This is a genomic window from Flavobacterium sp. I3-2 (genome assembly GCF_013389595.1).
Lineage (GTDB): Bacteria > Bacteroidota > Bacteroidia > Flavobacteriales > Flavobacteriaceae > Flavobacterium.
On sequence record NZ_CP058306.1, the window covers coordinates 35,347 to 54,769 of the forward strand.

Below are 19,423 nucleotides of genomic sequence, written 5' to 3' on the forward strand. Positions count from 1 at the left end.
AAAAAATGGATATTTTAATTCATCCGAGTTATTTTCCTTCCATCAGTCATTTTGTTGCGATGATTCAAGCAGATAAAATTACTTTTGAAATGGACGATAATTTTCAAAAACAAACCAATCGAAACCGTATGTATATTTACGGAGCAAACGGAACTCAATTATTAAATATTCCGATTAAGAAAGGTTTAGAACACAATCAAAAATATAAAGACGTTCGTATTGAATATGATTTTAATTGGAGAAAACAACATTTTAAATCGTTAGAATCAGCATACAGAACTTCGCCTTTCTTTGAATATTTCGAAGATGATTTTAGAAGTTTATACGATAAGAAATATGAGTTTTTATTGGATTTAAATTTAGAAACACATCTATTAGTTACAGACAGTTTCGGAATTCAACTTCCGTTTGAAAAAACAGATGAATACCACAAACAAGTAACCAATTTGATAGATTTAAGACCTTTGATTGACGGAAAAAAAGATACCAACCAATTTGAACCTTATACGCAAGTATTCGAAGAAAAATACGGTTTTATTAATAACTTAAGTATTCTGGATTTACTTTTTAACGAAGGAAGATACGGAATAGATTATCTAAAAAAACAAGCGATTAACTTTTAAGTTAATCGCTTGTTGCGTTTATATTATTATGAGAAAAATACTTTTACTATTTAGTTTATTTGCATTAATAAGTTGTAAAACAACTAACAAAAACAATTCAGAACTTTATGTATCTGGATATTTTTCCGAAGATTTTAATGTTCCTAATGAAGTTTTTTTAGGATTTAAGAATGATTCTGTCTATTTATTCAATAAAGATAGTAACGCTTTATTAGGATTTAAAACTCCTAAAAGTAAAACAGACACGGTCACTTTTGACAATAATAAATTAATTATTCAAAAGTCAAAATCTAATGCCAAATTTGAACATTACAAAGACAATAAATTAAATTTTCAAGCATTCTTTTTCAATGTTAAAGAAGAAAGAGATAGAGATTCGTTAGAATTTATAAAAAAAGTAAATCATAAAACCTTTCAAGCTGAAATAGAGAAAACTCCATCAAGTCCAAATAGCGATTTTAAAATATTTAAGCAATTGAATTTTAATAATAATGAAGTTAAAATTACATACGATTATTACTACGATAACGAACTCATGTATTCTGAATTTGAAACACATAAATTTGAAATAAAAAAAATCAAACAAAGTTTGTTTCTACAGATTTTAAATAGTGAAACGTATCCAAACAGAATTTACGAAATCATCAAACTCAAAAACAATCAATTTACTTTGGTACATTACGCTGAAACCAAAACAATTTATGATGAATATAAATCGGTTCAGCCAAACCTAGAAAATTCGAATATATACCAAACTTGCACGGATTTTAGACCAAAAGAATATTTTTCTTTTGACCCTGATATTCGTTATAAAAAAGGTAATAAACGTTTGATGCAATTGCTAGCGAAAGACGCTCCTTTAACCAAAGGAAATGGATATATAACCATACATTTTACAATTAATTGTAATTATGAAATTGGTAGGTTTGGTCTAGAACAGATGGACATGAATTATGATGCAGCCAAATATGACAAAGAATTAATCAAGCATCTAATCACAAAAATAGCAGAAATCAAAGATTGGAATTCTAAAAGAAATTTAGAAATCGATATTCATTACTTTTTAATGTTCAAAATAGAAAACGGTAAAATAATAGATTTATGTCCTTAAAAAATTTATACATAATAGCAATAAGTTTATTTGCTGTTGGATGTTTTGCACAAAATAATCCATTTGAACATCTTAGTTTAGATGAACGAAATCAATTAGCAGATAAATATCATAAGCTTTCGATGGAGAAATATCAAACCTCAGAAATGCATCGTATTTATAAAGATTCTGCTTTAATGGCTAATCCAAAAAATGCTGAATACACCGAAAGATATTCATATTCTTACAAAAAAGCAGGCGAACATATTAAAGCAATGAAACTATTGAACAAAGCAGTTGCAATGGATTTAGAAAATAACAAAACCAACGCACTGGAATACAAAGCTTGGTCAATGTTATATTTTTATAGAGATTACGAAGCTGCAATCAAAGATGTCGATTTAATTCTTGAAATGAAAAAAGAGCAGCCTCTAATTGCATGTCATGGCGAACCTTGTTTATTGATAAAAGGACAAGCTTTATATCAATTAGATAAAAATCAAGAAGCTATTGAAACCTTAGAAAAACTATTAGAACTTGACAAAAAAAGAGGTTTTGACCCATTGGATAATTTCTTAGCTTATTTTTATATTGCAAGAAGCTACACAAAAATCGGAAATATAGACAAAGCTATTGAATATTATCAAAATCAATTAGCCGTTTATGATAATTTTACTGAAATGCACTATCAATTAGGGAAAATATATTTAGATAAAAATGAAATTGATAAGGCAGATTTACATTTAAAAAAAGCCAAACAATTGATAGAAAAAGGAACTAAAATGTACGAACCTTATATTGAACGTTTCGACGAAGTTTTTGTAGAAGAAATAGATTTAGAACTTGATAGATTAAAAATTAAAAATGAACCTTAATTAGGTTCATTTTTAATTTTTAATCGAGCCAAAATTGGAAAATGGTCGGAATTTTTAAACGTATTAAAAGTTTCAAATTCTTTGACTTCAAAAATATCATCAACTAAAATATAATCAATTCGTGCTGGGTAATGCTTGTAATTATATGTTTTACCAAAACCTTTCCCGGCTTCGACAAAAGCATCTTGCATATCACCTTTAATATTGTTGTAAACGTATGAAAAAGCCGAATTATTCATATCGCCACAAATAATTTTTCGTCCTTTAAAATCGTTCATATGTGATTGAATCAATTCCGATTGTACTTGCTGTTCTTTAAAGGCATTACTGATTCGTTTAAAAATCAATTTCGATTTACTTTCATCAATCTTTTCGTTGATGTCGGGACTAATATTTATCGATTGCAAATGAATACTGTAAACACGAATTGTATCATTTCCTTTGATAACATCGGCATAAACCACATTATTATCAGAATTTGGCAACGTAATTTCTCCTTCATTAATCATTCTGAATTTTGAATAAATTGCTTGTCCAGATTTGATTTTATTGCCGTGCATCACAATATGCTTAAACTTATAATCGTCAAACTCAAAATTTGCAGATTTAGAATATTCTTGAAAACAAATGATATCCGGATTTTGTTCTTCTACAAATCGTTTGATATTTTCTGAAACATTTTCATTCGGAATCCATTCAAACAAATTAAATAATCGAACATTATAACTTAAAACCGTAAAATCATCTTCTTCTTTTGCTAATGATTGTTCTGAGAATTTAAAAAACTTCGTAAAAAATGTAATTCCAAGTAAAAAAATTAAACCTGAAAGCCAAAATTGTTTTTTAAATTGAAGAATCCAGTAAATTAAAAAGAAAATATTTAAGATGATTAACGATGGTAAAACTAAAGTTAAAACAGCCAAAAAAGGAAATAATTTTGGAGCCAAAAAAGGCAATACATAACCAATCAATGTAAATACAGCAAGTATTACATTGAGCACATAAACAATTTTGTTAAACCAAGAAAGGTTTTTCATGTGGTTAGCGTTGCTTAAATAAAAATTCTTTTTCTTCTTTTGATAAACTTTCGTAACCAGATTTACTTATTTTATCTAGTATCGCATCGATTTGTTTTTGATTATCATCTTTTTGATTATTCGATTTTGCGTACGATGTTTGTTTCTTATTTGTGTTTGTGTAAACGTTTTTAAATTTAGTATATTTCTTTTTATCTTTTGAAAATAAATCACTTAACCATACAAAGAATTTTCCTAAATCAAATCCTTTGGTTAACAACTGAATATAAATAAATCCGAATAAAGCGCCGCCTAAATGAGTTATATGTCCACCTGCATTATTCAACGGAATTTGAATCAAATCTAAGAAAACAAAGAAAGCAGCGATGTACCAAATTTTTACATTTCCGATTAGCATCAATCGCACATTCATATTCGGACGATAAGCTGTAATCGCAAAAAGCAAAGCCATTATAGCACCAGAAGCACCAACGACTTCCATGTTATTTTCGAATAAAAGTGAACCTATTAAGAATATAATTCCAGCGAAAATTCCACCAAAAAAATAAACCGCTAGCAACTGAAATTTATTAAAAAAAGTTTGAAACAACTGACCAATAAAATATAACATCAGCATATTAAAAAGCAGATGAATAAAATCGGCATGTAAAAAACTATATGAAATTAAAGTCCAAGGTTTGGTTATAAAAATTTCTAAATTAGAATTTAAACTTGTATTAGCAACTAATAATAAATAGCCAGGTTTATAAAAGCTTTTTAATAAAATAAAAACAATAGAAATACCAACATTCCAATACAACAAACGTTGTACAATGTTACCTAATTTATAACCTTGTTTTAAATTCTGAAATATTTCCATATTAACTATCCCAACGCATGTTGTTAAACTGATTTTTCTTCCAAATTAAAACCATAATAAAGCCCATCAAAGCACCTCCTAAATGTGCAAAATGTGCCACTCCGGTACTTGTTCCGAAAATAGCTCCTCCATTGAATCCTGAATATAAATCGTACAATAAAATCGCCGGAACAAAGTATTTTGCTTTAATCGGAATCGGAATAAACATCAAAGCCAATTCTGCATTCGGGAACATTACTGCAAACGCAACTAACAATCCATAAATTGCACCCGAAGCTCCAACTGCATAAACATTGTATGAACTTAATAAACCTTCTAATTGACTTTGTGATAAAAAATGAGTCCAATTCGTATTATAAACACCACGACCTGAATTTAAAACTTCGAAAATAGAATTTTCTGTAAATCCGTTTGAAACTAAAATATCAACGGCTGTATTTACTTGATAATAATTCACTGCCGTATGCAAAACCGCTGCTCCTAATCCGCATGAAATATAGAAAAATAAAAATTTCTTTCCGCCCCAAAAATGTTCAATTGTTGAACCAAACGAATACAAAGCAAACATATTAAAGAAAATATGCAATACACTGCCGTGCATAAACATATGCGTTAAAATTTGCCAAAATCTAAACAACGGATTTTCGAAATAGTACAACGCAAAATATTCGGTTAAAACAGGAACAAAATAAGTTGCTCCAAATAAGATTATATTGATTATTAAAAGTTGCTTAACAACATTGGTAATTGGCATCATAACATAAATTTTTTATCGATATCTTCAACACGCATCGTGATGTATGTAGGTTTTAAAAATGGTGAAACATTTGGTTCTTTACAAGCAAATAAAGAATCTACAATGTTTTCTTGTTCTTTGTCGGTTAAATAAGTTCCGGTTTTTACAGCTAAACTTTGCGAAAGCGATTTAGCTATTTTATCTTTTAATACATCTTTTTCATCCGGAAATTCGCTTTGTAATTCGTTTAATAAATCTTCTAAAACAATCGAAACTTCACTTTCTGAAATCGTAACTGGAATTCCAGAAATAATTATTTTTTCGTTATCAAGAGTTTCAAACAAAAAACCCATTTGAATCAAATCTTTTTCTAAACTTTTAAGCAATTCCATTTCAAAAGTTGCGTAATATAAAGTTAACGGAAAAAGTAATTGCTGACTCGAATTATTTTGCAACGATAAACTTTCTAAGTAACGTTCGTACAAAATACGCTGATGCGCACGACGTTGGTCAATAATTATCATTCCGGATTTAATCGGACTAACAATATATTTTTTCTGAATTTGATACGATTGATTTTTCACAGAACGTTCTGTATCATCCATTTCAAACAAAGCTGCTGTTTTAACTTCAGATTCAAAAGTATGTCCTTGAGCAATTAAAATATCTTCTGTTGCCGGTTTTATTCCATCATACAAGGTTTCCCAACTTGAACTTACTTCGGTATTTTTTGTATAAAATGGAAAGCTCGAAGTATTCATCTTTGAAGATAATCCACCTGAATTAAAACTTTTAGATGAACCTGAACTTTTGCTCGAAAAAACATCTTCATACGAACGATTGTTTTTTTGATATTCGTACGAGCCTAATTTTACATCGGTATCTAAAAACGGATTAAAACCTGCATCGACTTGAACTGTAGGTTCAACCGATTTAGAATTCTCCAAAGCATAAGGCGTATCTAAAGTTTCATCACGTTGAAAATCTAAAACAGGTGCCACTTGAAACTGACCTAAACTGTGCTTAATTGTTGCGCGTAAAATCGCATACAAAGCTTGCTCATCATCAAACTTAATTTCTGTTTTGGTCGGATGAATGTTGATATCAATGCTATTTGGTGGCAATGTTAGATACAAAAAATAACTTGGATGCGTACCTTCTTTCAGCAAACCTTCAAACGCTGCTGTAACCGCATGATGTAAAAATCCGCTTTTAATGAAACGATCGTTTACAAAGAAAAACTGTTCTCCTCTACTCTTTTTGGCGTATTCCGGCTTAGCGACAAATCCACTGATTTCGATAATTTCGGTTGTTTCTTGAACAGGAACCAATTTTTCATTGGTTTTACCTCCAAAAACATTTACGATGCGTTGACGAAAATTAGAAGCAGGAAGATTAAACATTTCGCTTCCGTTATTAATCAACACAAATTGAATGTTATTATGAGCTAATGCCACACGTTCGAATTCATCAATCACATGACGAAACTCAACCGTATCAGATTTTAAGAAATTTCTTCGCGCAGGAATATTATAGAATAAATTTTTTACGATAAATGAAGTTCCATCAGGAACCACAGCAACTTCTTGCGAAACAATTTTGTTTCCTTCGATAATTACGTGCGTTCCTAATTCGGCATCGGCTTGTTTGGTTTTTAATTCAACATGCGCAATAGCTGCAATAGAAGCTAAAGCTTCGCCACGGAAACCTTTAGTTTGAAGCTTAAATAAATCTTCTGCAATTGCAATTTTTGAAGTTGCATGACGTTCAAAACACAAACGAGCGTCTGTTTCATTCATTCCTTTTCCGTTGTCGATAACCTGAATTAAGGTTTTACCTGCGTCTTTGATTACCAATTTAATTATCGTAGCTCCAGCATCGACAGCGTTTTCAAGTAATTCTTTCACAACCGAAGCCGGTCGTTGTACCACTTCACCTGCAGCAATTTGATTGGCTACGTGATCTGGAAGCAAACGGATTATACTTGACATGAATTTTTTGATTTTATATTAATTAACAAAAATAAACAAATCGCTTAGTATTTACTAAATTATAACTTGTTAAATAGTCATAAAAAAAGCCTGTTTAAAAAAACAGGCTTAAAATATTTTAATAAATCTTATTGATTTAATGCTATCATTTTTAAGGCAGCAACCGCAGCTTCGGTACCTTTGTTACCGTGAACTCCTCCACTTCTATCAATTGATTGCTGTTCGTTATTATCTGTCAACAAACAAAATATGGTTGGAACATGAAATTTAATATTCAAATCTTTGATTCCTTGAGTTACACCTTCGCAAACAAATTCAAAATGCATGGTTTCACCTTTAATCACACAACCGATTGCAATTACAACATCGACATGTTGTGTTTCTAGCATTTTTTTAGAACCAAATATCAACTCAAAACTTCCTGGAACATCCCAACGAATGATATTTTCAGGCAAAGCACCACAATCTAACAATGCATCAACTGCACCTTGATATAAACCGTTCGTTATTTTATCATTCCATTCAGACACTACAATTCCAAATCGAAAAGGTTTTGCATCGATTAGTTTTGTTTTGTCATAGTTTGATAAATTTTTATTAGCTGTTGCCATAATCTAAAGTGACATTCCTAAATAATAATCTACGTTTGCAGCTTCAGGAGATGATTTATATTCTTCTTTAATTAAAGTAAATAATTTTAAAGCTTCTTCTTTTTTACCTAATTGTAAAGCTGTTAAACCTGCCTTGAAAGAAAAACGAGGTGTCGTAAAATCATTTTTATTATGATTTGCGGCTTTTACATAATATTCAAAAGCTTCGTTTGGTTGATTTAATTCAGAGAAAGAATCTCCAATAGCACCTAAAGAAGTGGCTTTTAAGATTAAATCTTCTGATTGAAATTTCTCTAAATGTTGAATAGCTTCTTTAAATTTTCCTATATTCAAGTATGCCATTCCAGCATAATAATTAGAAATTGATGCAGCTTGAGTTCCTGAATAATCTTGAGCGATTTTCAAGAATCCCATTTTACCTTCACCACCATTAAGAGCTAAGTTATATAGAGAATCTGTATCTTGTCCATTTACAGCTTGATCAAAATATTGCTGCGCTTGGAACATTTCGTTAGCAGCTTTTTCTTCATTAGGCTCAACAATAAAATGGTTGTATCCTAAATATCCAACAGTTGCAACTGCCAACACTAAAATACCTCCAAAAATAAACTTTTGATTTTTAGTAAACCAATTACCCATTTTAGATGCAGTAGAATCTAATGTATCAAAAACTTCTGCTGTTTCACTATCTTTATCATTAATATATTGAGCTGTAACAGTTTCATCTGCTTCTAATTCAGGTTTTGGAGCCTTATATCCTCTTTTATTATATGTTGCCATAATTTTTTAGAATTTTTAAAGCCACAAAAATAGGATTTTTATTCATATATAAAAGTCTTTCTTAACGATATTTTTCAGAAATTTGCAACACCTTCATTTATTTTTAATTTTTTACAAAAAAAGAAAACGTGCATTTAAAAAATCTTACGATATTAAACTATAAAAATGTTAGTGACAAAAGCTTTGAATTTAATCATAAAATCAACTGCTTTGTTGGAAAAAACGGTATTGGAAAGACCAACATTTTAGATGCTATTTTTTATTTAGCAAACGGTAAGAGTTACTTTAATCCGATTGCGTTACAAAACATTAAACACAATGAAGATTTTTTTGTTATTGATGGTGTTTTCGATAAACAAGAAAAAAATGAACATGTTGTTTGCAGTTTAAAAAAAGGGCAAAAAAAAGTAATCAAACGCAACGGAAAACCTTACGATCGTTTTTCTGAACACATTGGATTGATTCCACTTGTGATTATTTCTCCATCGGATCAAGATTTAATTTCAGAAGGCAGTGAAACTCGAAGAAAATTCATAGATACCGTGATTTCGCAATTAGACTCGGTTTACCTTCAAGAATTGATTCAATATCAAAAAATCATAACACAACGTAATGCGCTTTTGAAATATTTTGCGGTAAACTACACGTTTGACAACGAAACTTTATCAATTTACGATGAACAATTACACCACTTAGGAACTTCGATTCATCAGAAAAGAAAAGATTTCATGGAATTATTTGTTCCAACATTTCAAAAATACCATCAGCAAATTACCAATTCGCAAGAGCAAGTTCAATTAAAATATTTCAGTCAGTTGGACGAAATGCCTTTATTGGAATTATTGAAACAAACTTTGCCAAAAGACCGAGCAGTAAATTATACCACGGCTGGAACTCACAAAGACGATTTGTTGTTGGAAATTGAAAATCATTCGATAAAAAAGTATGGTTCGCAAGGACAACAAAAATCTTTTTTAATTGCGTTGAAACTAGCACAATTTGATTTTCTAAAAAAACAAAGTGGCGTTCTACCGATATTGCTTTTTGATGATATTTTTGATAAATTAGATGCTTTTAGAGTACAACAAATTATTGAAATGGTAAACGATGAAACTTTTGGTCAATTGTTCATAACGGACACACATGAAGATCGTACGGAACTGATTGTCAAATCGACACATTTAGATTACGAAATCTTTCAACTTTAAAATTAAAATTTCATTTGTTTCCTTATTTTTGCAAACCAAAATATACAAAATGGAAATCTTAAAAAACCACTCACTTAAATCTTTCAATACATTTGGAATTGATGCAAAAGCTCGTGAATTCACTATTGTAGAACAAATTGACCCATTAATTGATTTAATCGGACGTACTTCTAAAAACGATTTTTTTATTCTTGGAGGTGGTAGCAATATTCTTTTAACAAATGATATCGAAAAGTTGGTTATTCAATTGAATTTGAAAGGTATCTCTATAATTGAAAAATCAGAAGATTTTGTACTTGTTGAAGCAATGGCTGGTGAAGTTTGGCATGAATTTGTTCAATTTACATTGAAAAATAATTTTGGTGGTTTAGAAAATCTTTCCCTTATTCCAGGTAATGTTGGAACATCTCCAATGCAAAATATAGGCGCTTACGGAATCGAAATCAAAGACTTTTTCTATTCATGTAAGGCTTTAAACATAGAAACATTAAAAATTGAAACTTTTTATAATGCTGATTGTAAATTTGGCTATCGCGAAAGTGTTTTCAAGAATGAATTAAAAGGAAAATACATCATTTTGTCCGTTCAATTTAAACTTACAAAAGAAAACCATAATTTACATATCGATTACGGAGCAATAAAACAAGAATTAGAAAAAATGCAAATTTCTAATCCAACGATTCAAGATGTTAGTAAAGCTGTAATTCGAATCAGAGAAAGCAAACTTCCAAATCCAAAAGAAATTGGAAATAGCGGTAGCTTTTTTAAAAATCCGGTGATTACCAAAAAAGAATTTAATGTTTTGTTAGAAAAAAATCCGAACATGCCACATTATGTTGTTTCGGAAAATGAAATAAAAATTCCGGCAGGTTGGTTAATTGAACAAGCAGGTTTTAAAGGTGAACGATTTGGCGATGCTGGCGTTCATAAAAATCAAGCTTTGGTTTTAGTAAATTACGGAAACGCTACTGGTGCTGAAATTTTAGCAGTAGCACATCAGATTCAAGCTAAAGTTGACGAACTTTATAACATTAAAATCGTTCCTGAAGTAAATATTATTTAAAGAATCAAAAAAATTGAAAGAAAATTTAAGTTTACCACCTGAGTTATTAAACCTTGCACCTATGCTATTACTTTATGTATTTATAGCAATAGTTATTGTTCAATTATTTTATTATTTAGGCGTATTTTCAAGTTTTTCTTTTTCGAAAGAAAACGAGAACAACCCAAAACGCATTCCTGTATCTGTAATTGTTTATGCTAGAAATCAGGCAGAAGATGTAAAACGTTTACTTCCGAATTTAGTTAATCAAAATTATCATGATTACGAATTGGTCTTGGTTGACAATGCTTCTTCAGATGAAACATTGGATATTTTCAAAGAATATGCTCAAATGTTTTCAAACATTAGATTGTGCCGAGTTGAAAATAATGAAGCTTTTTGGAATAATAAAAAATACGCTCACACGCTAGCAATTAAAGCTTCTAAAAACGAATATTTACTTTTTATTGATGCTGAACAAAATATCGATAATGAGTTTTGGATTATTTCCATGGCGTCTAATTTCACCTTTAATAAAACCATAATTTTAGGTCCATCGATGTACAAAAAAGCAAAAGGTTTTTTTAATAAAATAATCCGATACGATTCTGTTTTTTCGCAATTACACAGTTTTTCTTGGGTAAATTACGGTGCTCCATTTTCATATTTTTCTAAAAATCTTGGTTATAAAAAAGAAGAATTTTACAAAGTAAACGGATTTATCACACATATGAATAATCGTTTAGGTGAACATGAATTTTTTATAAATGAAGCTTCTCTGAGTAAAAACACAACTTATACAATTTCAAAAAATGCATTTGTCTATTTAGAATCCATCACAAAGTTAAATGAATGGCAATCTAAAAAAAATGAAGACGAAATGGTTTTGTCGAAATTAAACAACGGAACTCGATTTAAAGTTAGATTTTTCAACGCCTCGCAGTTTTTGTTTTTTCTATTGGCAATTGCGTTATTGAGCTTACAAATCGAATGGATTATAACCACCATCATCATTTGTTTTAGATATGTAATCAGTTGGGTTGTTGTTGGAAAATCGCTTGGAAAATTTCAACAAAAAGATTTGATTTGGATGTTTCCGATTTTAGAATTTCATCGAACAATCAATCAAGTGAAATATTCGTTAAATAACATGTTTAGAAAAAAAATAGCCTAGATTGGACAAGAAAATAAACATTAAGGAAAAAATTGAATTGGCTAAAATAGGCGACCAAGTTGCTTTTACTTCTATTCTAAATTATTATTGGAACGAGGTTTATAATTTTATGCTAAAACGCAGTGGAAATGAAACCGATGCTGAAGATATTAGCATTGAAACATTTTCAAAAGCATTTGATAAAATTAAAAATTACAATCCGGAATATGCTTTTAATACATGGCTAATCAGCATAGCTAAAAATGTACATATTGATATGTTACGTAAACGAAAAGCTACTCAATTTGTTGAAATGACAGAAGACGAAGAATTCATTTACAAAAACATTGCAGATGATTCACCAACATTGGAAGATGAATTGATTTTTGAACAGAATTTAGCTACTTTAAAAAATTGTATCAAACAACTGAAACCACATTATCAAGAAGTTATTCAGTTGCGCTATTTTCAAGAAATGAGCTATAATGAAATTGCCGATGAAATCAATGAACCATTGAATAATGTAAAAATAAAATTACTTAGAGCAAAAAAATTATTAGTAGAATTGATTGCTTCAAATAAATAATAAAACCGACTCGTTGTCGGTTTTATTATTTAATATAATTTGCTTTTATCTACATCGCACCAAAGTGTGATTCCCAATCCAAGAAAAACTAAATCTTTAAGTATAAAAAAATCTGTTACTAGAAATCCTTCTTTTAAACTGAAAACATCTGGTGTTGTTATTAAAAAACTTGTTGTAAACAAAAAAGTAATAATCATAAGTGCGCCCGCCCATTTCAAAAAAATCTTTTTAAATAAACCGACAATCAAAATTATTGCGGTTAAAATTTCAGCAATTCCAATTAAATTAGAAACTGTTCTGTAATTCATTACATTATAAGTCCAACTCATTAAAGGATGATTTTGCACTAAACCTTGTATTGCCTTGGCCTCAAAATCATAGAATTTAGCTGCTCCCAACCATAGTAAAATCAGAATAGTTGATAAAATCATAACTAAAACCCCAACATTATATTTACCCTCTTTTTTATTCATAACATTTAATTTAAATATTTAACAAATTTACACAAAAAACAACAACACGAATAAAGAATAAAAAAAACTGCCCTAAAAAAATTAAGACAGTTTCAAAAAAAAAAAGATTAAATTTTAATTACAATAAATTCAGATCTTCTATTTAGTTCGTGTTCTTGCTCAGAACAATTGACACCATTTTTACAATGATTTAAAAGAAGTGTTTCACCGAATCCTTTATAAGTTATTCGTTCTGAAGCAATACCCTGAGAGATAATCCATTCGGCAGTAGATTTAGCTCTACGTTCAGATAATTTCAAATTATATTCATCATTTCCTCTACTATCAGTAAAAGCACGAATATCAATAATCATATTAGGATTATCTTTCATTACCGAAACAATTTTAGCCAATTCAATAGCAGCATCTGGACGAATGTAATCTTTATCAAAATCAAAATAAATTGGATTTAAACTCAATACTTTAAACAAATCATCTTGAGGTTTGATTTCGATTTTCTTTTTAGTTATCTCAATTGTTCTGAATGTTTTACCAGGTTCGCTATCCAATAATACAACCTCTTCTTTGATTTCATAATCAGGAAAATCAACTCGAACGCGATAACTTTCGTTACATTCAAAATCAATATCAAAATAATAACTCCCATCTTTCATTCGATTTGTTGAAGCCTTCAAATCATAGCCCATATCAAACAAATCAATTTTTGCATTTGGAAGTATGTTTTTACTTTTACTATCAATGATAATTAATCCTAACTCTTGAGCACAATTGAAATTTAAGCTTTTAGTTTCAAGAAAGCCATACATATCGTCTTTACCAACGCCTCCTTTTCGATTGCTAGAAAAATAACCTTTTTTGGTTTGTCTATTAATGATGTATCCGAAATCATCAAATTCACTATTGATTGGTGCACCCACATTCTGAACAGGACTGAAACTTCCATCTTTCATGATTTTAGTAGCAAAAACATCTAAACCTCCTAAACCAGGTCGCCCGTCACTAGAAAAATACAATTCGTTATTATCCGTTAAAAAAACAAAAGTTTCTCGACCATCTGTATTAATTTCAGCACCTAAATTCATTGGTTTGTCAAAACCATCAGCTGTGATTGGAATTTGCCAAATATCAGAATTTCCGAATCCACCTGGACGGTCAGAAATAAAATACATAATATCTTCGGATTCATTTAAAGTTGGATGTGCTGTATTAAAATTATTATCGTTAAACGGTAGTTCAATAACATTTGTCCATTTATTATCGATAAATTCAGCACGATAAATTTTTAATAATGTTATATTATTATGATCATAACCGCGTTCGCCATGTAAAAAATTATTTCTTGTAAAATACATGGTTTTACCATCTTTGGTAATTACTGGCGAAGATTCATTAAATATACTAGTAACTTTTCCTTTAAAACGCTTTGGTTTAGACAGATTACCTAGCGAATCGATTTCTGTTTGATAAATTTTAGAAAAAGAACCACCGGTCCAACTAAATATACGTTTCACGAAATTTCCGGTATCACGAGCAGAAGTAAATAATAATGTATTTCCATGAAAATTTGCGCTGTAATCTGAATATGGAGAATTTATTTTCAATGAATTCAAAATATATCTGTTTGAATTTTTATCAATCGCAGCATTTTGATCATGATCTAAATTGATTAATGACGTTCGAATTGCATTTTGATTATGAATTGCAAACTGTTTAAAATAAAAATCAGCTTTTGAATTATCACCAATATTTCTTAATGTTTCTGCATAACGATAAAAATATTCTGAATCTAGAGAGTCAATATCAAATTCAGAAAATAAAATTTCATACCATTTATTTGCTTTGGCATATTCTCCATTGAAATAATAAGAATTACCTAACTTTTGTAAAATTTCTGCACTTACAAAACCTTTATTTGCAATTTGCTCATACGTATCAATCGCATAATAATAAGCCAAATTATCATATTCGCGATTTGCACGTTTTAATCCAACTTGAGCTTGAACAACCGTATTTCCAAGAACCAACGCAAATACGAAGCTGAGAATTTTTATTCCTTTTTTCATAACTTTCATTTTTAGAAGAATCTAGGTGACATTAAACGATCGTATTTTTTAAACAATTCAAATCGTAAAAAAATTTCATGCGATCCCGAATTGTAATGAGCTAATTTTGTGGTATCTCCATCATAAGAATATCCAATCATTAAACCATTTGTAATCTGAAAAGCCGCTAAAGCACTCCAAGCAGCATCTATTCGGTAAGCTGCACCTAAAGTTAACTTTTCGCTGAACAAAAAATTTGCAGTAATATCCGATTGTAAAGGAGCACCTTGGACAGCCTTAAATAAAACTGCTGGTTTGAATTTCAAATTTGGATTTAAATTAAAAACATGACCTCCCATTAAATAAAAATGCATTTTTGTTTGAAGTGTTGCATAAATATTATCATCGTAACGATCAGATTCTAAAAAATTTGGAACCGAAAAACCGATATAACTTTTGGTATTGTAATAATAAATTCCTGCTCCAATATTTGGTGTAAACTGGTTAGCAATATCTTTACCTAACCGTGGATCATTTGGATTATGTAAATTTAGATTACCATAATTTACATCTAATAAATTTGCAGATCCTTTCAACCCGAAAGCTAATTTATTTTCATATCCATCTAAATTTACTGTATAAGCAAGATCAATAGAAAATGTATTCTCTTTCATCACACCAAGTTCATCGTTAACAAATGAGATTCCTAAACCTAAATTACTATTCTTAATTGGGGTGTTTAAAGAAAAAGCATTTGTTTTTGGCGCACCATTTAAACCAACCCATTGCTCGCGATGCAATCCAAAAACACTCATTGTTCCTCTAGATCCAGCATAAGCCGGATTTATGTTAGTGGTATTATACATATAGTGTGTGTATTGTGGATCTTGTTGCGCATTTACGGTTAGACTATTTAAAGCTAACAATGCTATTAATATTATTTTTTTCATGCTTTGTTAGTTTTAATTACTTGTTTCTAAATGTAAAAAACCTGCTTTGTTTACCACAAAAGATTCTCCATTTCGATTATATTCATATTCTAAAATATAATAATAAGTTCCAGTTGGTAACTTTTCAGATCCATCAATGACATTTCCTGTATTTGCATAACCATTGAAAACATTATTATCACTATCGTAATTGATTGTTTTATAGATTTCTGCTCCCCAACGATTGAATATTCTAACCGAATTTTTTGGGAACTTTTGAATATTATCAATAATCAGATAATCATTTATACCATCACCATCTGGCGTAACACCATCGTAGATAACGACGTCACCTGGATTAATTAAATTTGATTTTATTGTAGCTAAAGTAAAAACACCAAATCCATCAACTTCAACTGGAGTAGAAACTGTTTTGTTAGAAAAATCAACAATTCCACCTTCATCTACCCAAAGATTTTGATTAGAATCCCAACGGACAATATGTAAATATTTTGCGTTTTCAACGAGTAATTCGGCAGGTGTTACATTATTTTCCCATGATAATGTAAGTATCACAGAGGTTTTACTGTGAATCTCTTGATTGATAATCCAAAATTCTTTTTCATTAATCTGATCTATAACACCTGTTTTATTTTTATGTGGATATAAATTGTTTGTGTTTTCGAAAAAATATTGCGCATTGTATTGATCAACAACAAGAGCTGGAGCAGAAATACTTGCAAAACGATATTTACCTGAGCCTCCAATTGGAAACTTAAAAGCATCGTTTCCTTGTTTGGTAACCAAACCATCCACAAAACTTTTATGCGAAGCATTGGTTTGATTCGCTCCTTTTAAAAACATAAAAGAACCTGTATTTTCTATTTTAACGATTCCATTATTAAAATTTACAACACCAGAACTTTCAATTTCATTTGATAATTGAAAAGATTCATCTGTATTTGGTTTTTCAAACGTCACATCAAAAAAGAAACTTGGAGAATCTCCAGAAATTTTTTGGGATGAATTATTTTTTCCTTCAAAAAATACATGCCCAGAATTTGAGGCAGATGAAAAACTGAATAACCCTTCGTTTTTATAATCTCCATAAAAATGAAATTGTCCATTGTTTATGAAATTACCAGTAGATTCATTCGTGAAATTTAAATTAGTTGAAATTTGAGTTCCAGCATTTGTAAAAATAAGTCCACGATTAATCGATTCATTGGATTGAGCTTGACAATGTAAACCCAAAATCAATAATGCTATTGTATTTACTATTTTTCTCATATTTGTTCCTTTACATGTTTCATGAAATACGAATTGAAAACAATCCAGAATAAATAAAATAGATGACAACTTTTTTGAACAATGAAAATTCAAAAAAGAAAAAACTAAATATAAATTTGTCCTGAAAAATTATTCAATATGAATTGAGTAACATTTAGTTCAAGAGTTTTCTAAAAAAATTATTATATATAATCTATTCTTAGTTTACTTTAAAAACTACATTCATATATGTTTTTGAAGTAGCAACTCCTGAAGGAACAATCGTATAAGTCAAAATACCATCTTCAGACAATGTAATTGTCAAAGGATTATAAACCGTATTATCAAAATACGTTATGAAATATTCTAATTCATTTTGAGCGTACAATGGCAAAGTAGATTCTGCATTTTCGCTTCTTATAGCAGATCTTGAAGTACCTACGACATTACCTACCATACCAAATTGCTTGGTGTATAAATCAAATAAATCCACTGAAAAAATACCAGAAGTGTAAGTTACATAACTCGGAAGATTGGAATTCGTAGTTGGTAAAACAAGTGTTGGTAAATTAAAATAATTTGGCGCAACAGCTTTTGCCGATTTCAAAACTCCATTACTATCTGTAACAAGAATTTTATCTGAAGTTTTACCAGATTCTAAACCGACAATTGACAAAGTATTTGAAGAGGTTGTCGTTAAAGTAATTGATTCTGATAATTGTCCACCAATTTTTACTTTGTTATCATCGATAATTAAACCGTTATCAACTCTTACAGACAAGTGATACGGATCCATATTCGAACCATTACCTGTCAATCCAATAGCATCACCAGCAGTAGTTTTCCCACCGATTCCTGCAGGTCCTGTTGGTCCTGTTGGACCTGTTGGTCCCATAGCTCCAACTGGTCCTGTTGGTCCCATCGGACCTGTTGGTCCTGTTGGTCCTTCCGGTCCAGCAACACCTGTATCTCCTTTGGTTCCGGCGGGCCCCGCTGGTCCTACTGGTCCCTCTGGTCCTTCAGGTCCCACTGCACCTGAAGGTCCAGCTGCACCAGTTGCGCCTTTTGGTCCTGTTGCACCAGTTGGTCCTGTTGCGCCTGTTAGTCCAGTTAAACCAACTAATCCCATTTCTCCTTTTAAACTATTCATAAATTCAATGACAGATTTTCCATCATTTCCAGGTAAACCTTGCCATATCTCATATGCAGATTTACCTTCGATACCTTGCGGTCCAGCTAATAAATTAACGGTTACAATTTCATTATCTTCATTTTTATATTCAAAAGACTGAAGATCATCACTTAATGTTAGATATGTAGTAGTTTCAATATCAGCAATGGTAAAATTTTGAACAGTATCATTGGAATCAATGTAACTAAAAATAGATCCGTTATAAGATAAATTTCCACCAACTTTAGTATTTGTTAGATAATTTACCGTTGATTCCAATACAGTTGTATTAGAAATAATATCTTCGAAATTATTAATTACATCCTGAGGCACATCAATCGTTGTTAGCTGATTAATTTCGTTGGTATAATTATAGGTTCCATCATTATTATTGACAAGATTTGTAATAATATTCAAATCAGAAATAGGAATTTGTCCGATATTACCATGAACATCTACAAAAACTAAATTTCCATTAATAACTTGTAAAGTAACATCTCCTACATGCGGATCAATAATTTGTTCTAAATCAGTCGAATTTGTAAGTTTTTTCCAACTACTATCAAACCAATAATAAAATCCTGGTTTAATAAATGAATTGTCAGTCAAATTGAAAACTAACAAAGAATTAGTATTACCAGCTGTAATTGTTGATGAATCAGTAGTTGAAGTTAATTGAACCCTAGGAATTAAAATTCCTCGATTATCAGAAACTACATCCAATTGCGAAGAATTGTTTGGCTGTAAAGTTCCAATGCCAAATTGGGAATACGCGAGATTCCCCATTAAAGCAAAAGCTAATGGAAATAATTTGTTTTTCATGTAAATGTTTTTTTTTGGTCTTCAAATTTACTAAAAAAACAAAACAATAAACTAAAAATAAAGTTTAATTAAATAAAAAAATCACTTATAAATAAAATATAATTAAAAAAAACACTATTAAATATA

General features: G+C 30.0%; 18 protein-coding genes. 7 read left to right on the forward strand and 11 right to left on the reverse strand.

Translation table 11 applies throughout. From position 1 onward, the window contains the following. Positions 1-5 precede the first annotated feature (5 nt). From HW119_RS00210 to HW119_RS00220, 3 genes are read left to right on the forward strand one after another with little or no spacing between them, the layout of a single operon-like run. Complete coding sequence (locus HW119_RS00210; protein ID WP_177760662.1) at positions 6-623, forward strand: WbqC family protein; 618 nt, start codon at positions 6-8, stop codon at positions 621-623. Positions 624-651: 28 nt separating this feature from the next. Next, the gene (locus HW119_RS00215; protein ID WP_177760664.1) at positions 652-1,734 is read left to right on the forward strand and encodes a hypothetical protein; all 1,083 of its coding nucleotides are present in this window, start codon (positions 652-654) and stop codon (positions 1,732-1,734) included. Then, positions 1,725-2,588: a tetratricopeptide repeat protein gene (locus HW119_RS00220; RefSeq protein ID WP_177760666.1), complete on the forward strand. Its 864-nt coding sequence runs from the start codon at positions 1,725-1,727 to the stop codon at positions 2,586-2,588. The genes HW119_RS00215 and HW119_RS00220 overlap by 10 nt, the downstream gene beginning before the upstream one ends. Here HW119_RS00220 and HW119_RS00225 read toward each other — a convergent pair. The 6 genes from HW119_RS00225 to HW119_RS00250 all read right to left on the reverse strand — a co-directional run bounded on the left by HW119_RS00225 (position 2,585) and on the right by HW119_RS00250 (position 8,602). After that, positions 2,585-3,625 carry an endonuclease/exonuclease/phosphatase family protein gene (locus HW119_RS00225; RefSeq protein WP_177760668.1) on the reverse strand — a complete coding sequence of 347 codons (1,041 nt, stop codon included), beginning with the start codon at positions 3,623-3,625 and terminating at the stop codon, positions 2,585-2,587. The genes HW119_RS00220 and HW119_RS00225 overlap by 4 nt on opposite strands. A gap of 4 nt (positions 3,626-3,629) precedes the next feature. Next, a complete protein-coding gene (locus HW119_RS00230) occupies positions 3,630-4,484 on the reverse strand; it encodes a rhomboid family protein (RefSeq protein WP_177760669.1) in 855 nt (284 codons plus the stop codon). 1 nt (position 4,485) lies between these two features. After that, entirely contained in the window at positions 4,486-5,238 is a 753-nt protein-coding gene (locus tag HW119_RS00235; protein WP_177766475.1) for a rhomboid family intramembrane serine protease, read from the reverse strand. After that, entirely contained in the window at positions 5,238-7,211 is a 1,974-nt protein-coding gene (gene mutL, locus HW119_RS00240; RefSeq protein WP_177760671.1) for a DNA mismatch repair endonuclease MutL, read from the reverse strand. The genes HW119_RS00235 and mutL overlap by 1 nt, the downstream gene beginning before the upstream one ends. A 128-nt stretch (positions 7,212-7,339) precedes the next feature. Beyond that, positions 7,340-7,822 carry a 6,7-dimethyl-8-ribityllumazine synthase gene (gene ribH, locus HW119_RS00245; RefSeq protein WP_177760673.1) on the reverse strand — a complete coding sequence of 161 codons (483 nt, stop codon included), beginning with the start codon at positions 7,820-7,822 and terminating at the stop codon, positions 7,340-7,342. 3 nt (positions 7,823-7,825) lie between these two features. Beyond that, the gene (locus HW119_RS00250; protein ID WP_177760675.1) at positions 7,826-8,602 is read right to left on the reverse strand and encodes a tetratricopeptide repeat protein; all 777 of its coding nucleotides are present in this window, start codon (positions 8,600-8,602) and stop codon (positions 7,826-7,828) included. A gap of 128 nt (positions 8,603-8,730) precedes the next feature. Between HW119_RS00250 and recF the strand changes: the two genes are divergently transcribed. Genes recF through HW119_RS00270 form a run of 4 tightly spaced genes read left to right on the forward strand, consistent with a single transcriptional unit; the run spans position 8,731 to position 12,591 of the window. Beyond that, positions 8,731-9,810, forward strand: coding sequence for a DNA replication/repair protein RecF (gene recF, locus HW119_RS00255; RefSeq protein WP_177760677.1), 1,080 nt, complete (start codon positions 8,731-8,733; stop codon positions 9,808-9,810). A gap of 49 nt (positions 9,811-9,859) precedes the next feature. Next, complete coding sequence (gene murB, locus HW119_RS00260; protein WP_177760679.1) at positions 9,860-10,873, forward strand: UDP-N-acetylmuramate dehydrogenase; 1,014 nt, start codon at positions 9,860-9,862, stop codon at positions 10,871-10,873. Between the two features lie 13 nt (positions 10,874-10,886). Continuing rightward, positions 10,887-12,026: a glycosyltransferase gene (locus HW119_RS00265; RefSeq protein ID WP_177760681.1), complete on the forward strand. Its 1,140-nt coding sequence runs from the start codon at positions 10,887-10,889 to the stop codon at positions 12,024-12,026. 13 nt (positions 12,027-12,039) lie between these two features. Beyond that, entirely contained in the window at positions 12,040-12,591 is a 552-nt protein-coding gene (locus tag HW119_RS00270; RefSeq protein WP_177766476.1) for an RNA polymerase sigma factor, read from the forward strand. 29 nt (positions 12,592-12,620) lie between these two features. Here HW119_RS00270 and HW119_RS00275 read toward each other — a convergent pair whose 3' ends face one another. The 5 genes from HW119_RS00275 to HW119_RS16830 form a co-directional block, all read right to left on the reverse strand. After that, positions 12,621-13,064 carry a DUF417 family protein gene (locus tag HW119_RS00275; protein ID WP_177760683.1) on the reverse strand — a complete coding sequence of 148 codons (444 nt, stop codon included), beginning with the start codon at positions 13,062-13,064 and terminating at the stop codon, positions 12,621-12,623. A 107-nt stretch (positions 13,065-13,171) separates the two neighbouring features. Then, complete coding sequence (locus HW119_RS00280) at positions 13,172-15,127, reverse strand: OmpA family protein (RefSeq protein ID WP_177760686.1); 1,956 nt, start codon at positions 15,125-15,127, stop codon at positions 13,172-13,174. An 11-nt stretch (positions 15,128-15,138) separates the two neighbouring features. Further along, entirely contained in the window at positions 15,139-16,056 is a 918-nt protein-coding gene (locus HW119_RS00285) for a type IX secretion system membrane protein PorP/SprF (protein WP_177760687.1), read from the reverse strand. A gap of 12 nt (positions 16,057-16,068) precedes the next feature. Continuing rightward, positions 16,069-17,325 (reverse strand): gliding motility-associated C-terminal domain-containing protein, encoded by a 1,257-nt coding sequence (locus HW119_RS00290; RefSeq protein ID WP_177760690.1) that lies wholly within the window; start codon positions 17,323-17,325, stop codon positions 16,069-16,071. Between the two features lie 199 nt (positions 17,326-17,524). After that, positions 17,525-19,297 (reverse strand): collagen-like protein, encoded by a 1,773-nt coding sequence (locus tag HW119_RS16830; protein ID WP_218620383.1) that lies wholly within the window; start codon positions 19,295-19,297, stop codon positions 17,525-17,527. Between the last annotated feature and the right edge of the window lie 126 nt (positions 19,298-19,423).

What these genes read in the sequence shown, in the direction of transcription:
- HW119_RS00285 (WP_177760687.1), bottom strand. Translation starts at nt 16,056, where the DNA reads ATGAAAAAAATAATATTAATAGCATTGTTAGCTTTAAATAGTCTAACC.
- ribH (WP_177760673.1), bottom strand. Translation starts at nt 7,822, where the DNA reads ATGGCAACAGCTAATAAAAATTTATCAAACTATGACAAAACAAAACTA.
- HW119_RS00280 (WP_177760686.1), bottom strand. Translation starts at nt 15,127, where the DNA reads ATGAAAAAAGGAATAAAAATTCTCAGCTTCGTATTTGCGTTGGTTCTT.
- mutL (WP_177760671.1), bottom strand. Translation starts at nt 7,211, where the DNA reads ATGTCAAGTATAATCCGTTTGCTTCCAGATCACGTAGCCAATCAAATT.
- HW119_RS00290 (WP_177760690.1), bottom strand. Translation starts at nt 17,325, where the DNA reads ATGAGAAAAATAGTAAATACAATAGCATTATTGATTTTGGGTTTACAT.
- HW119_RS16830 (WP_218620383.1), bottom strand. Translation starts at nt 19,297, where the DNA reads ATGAAAAACAAATTATTTCCATTAGCTTTTGCTTTAATGGGGAATCTC.
- HW119_RS00250 (WP_177760675.1), bottom strand. Translation starts at nt 8,602, where the DNA reads ATGGCAACATATAATAAAAGAGGATATAAGGCTCCAAAACCTGAATTA.
- HW119_RS00220 (WP_177760666.1), top strand. Translation starts at nt 1,725, where the DNA reads ATGTCCTTAAAAAATTTATACATAATAGCAATAAGTTTATTTGCTGTT.
- HW119_RS00235 (WP_177766475.1), bottom strand. Translation starts at nt 5,238, where the DNA reads ATGCCAATTACCAATGTTGTTAAGCAACTTTTAATAATCAATATAATC.
- HW119_RS00275 (WP_177760683.1), bottom strand. Translation starts at nt 13,064, where the DNA reads ATGAATAAAAAAGAGGGTAAATATAATGTTGGGGTTTTAGTTATGATT.
- HW119_RS00230 (WP_177760669.1), bottom strand. Translation starts at nt 4,484, where the DNA reads ATGGAAATATTTCAGAATTTAAAACAAGGTTATAAATTAGGTAACATT.
- HW119_RS00210 (WP_177760662.1), top strand. Translation starts at nt 6, where the DNA reads ATGGATATTTTAATTCATCCGAGTTATTTTCCTTCCATCAGTCATTTT.
- HW119_RS00215 (WP_177760664.1), top strand. Translation starts at nt 652, where the DNA reads ATGAGAAAAATACTTTTACTATTTAGTTTATTTGCATTAATAAGTTGT.
- HW119_RS00225 (WP_177760668.1), bottom strand. Translation starts at nt 3,625, where the DNA reads ATGAAAAACCTTTCTTGGTTTAACAAAATTGTTTATGTGCTCAATGTA.
- murB (WP_177760679.1), top strand. Translation starts at nt 9,860, where the DNA reads ATGGAAATCTTAAAAAACCACTCACTTAAATCTTTCAATACATTTGGA.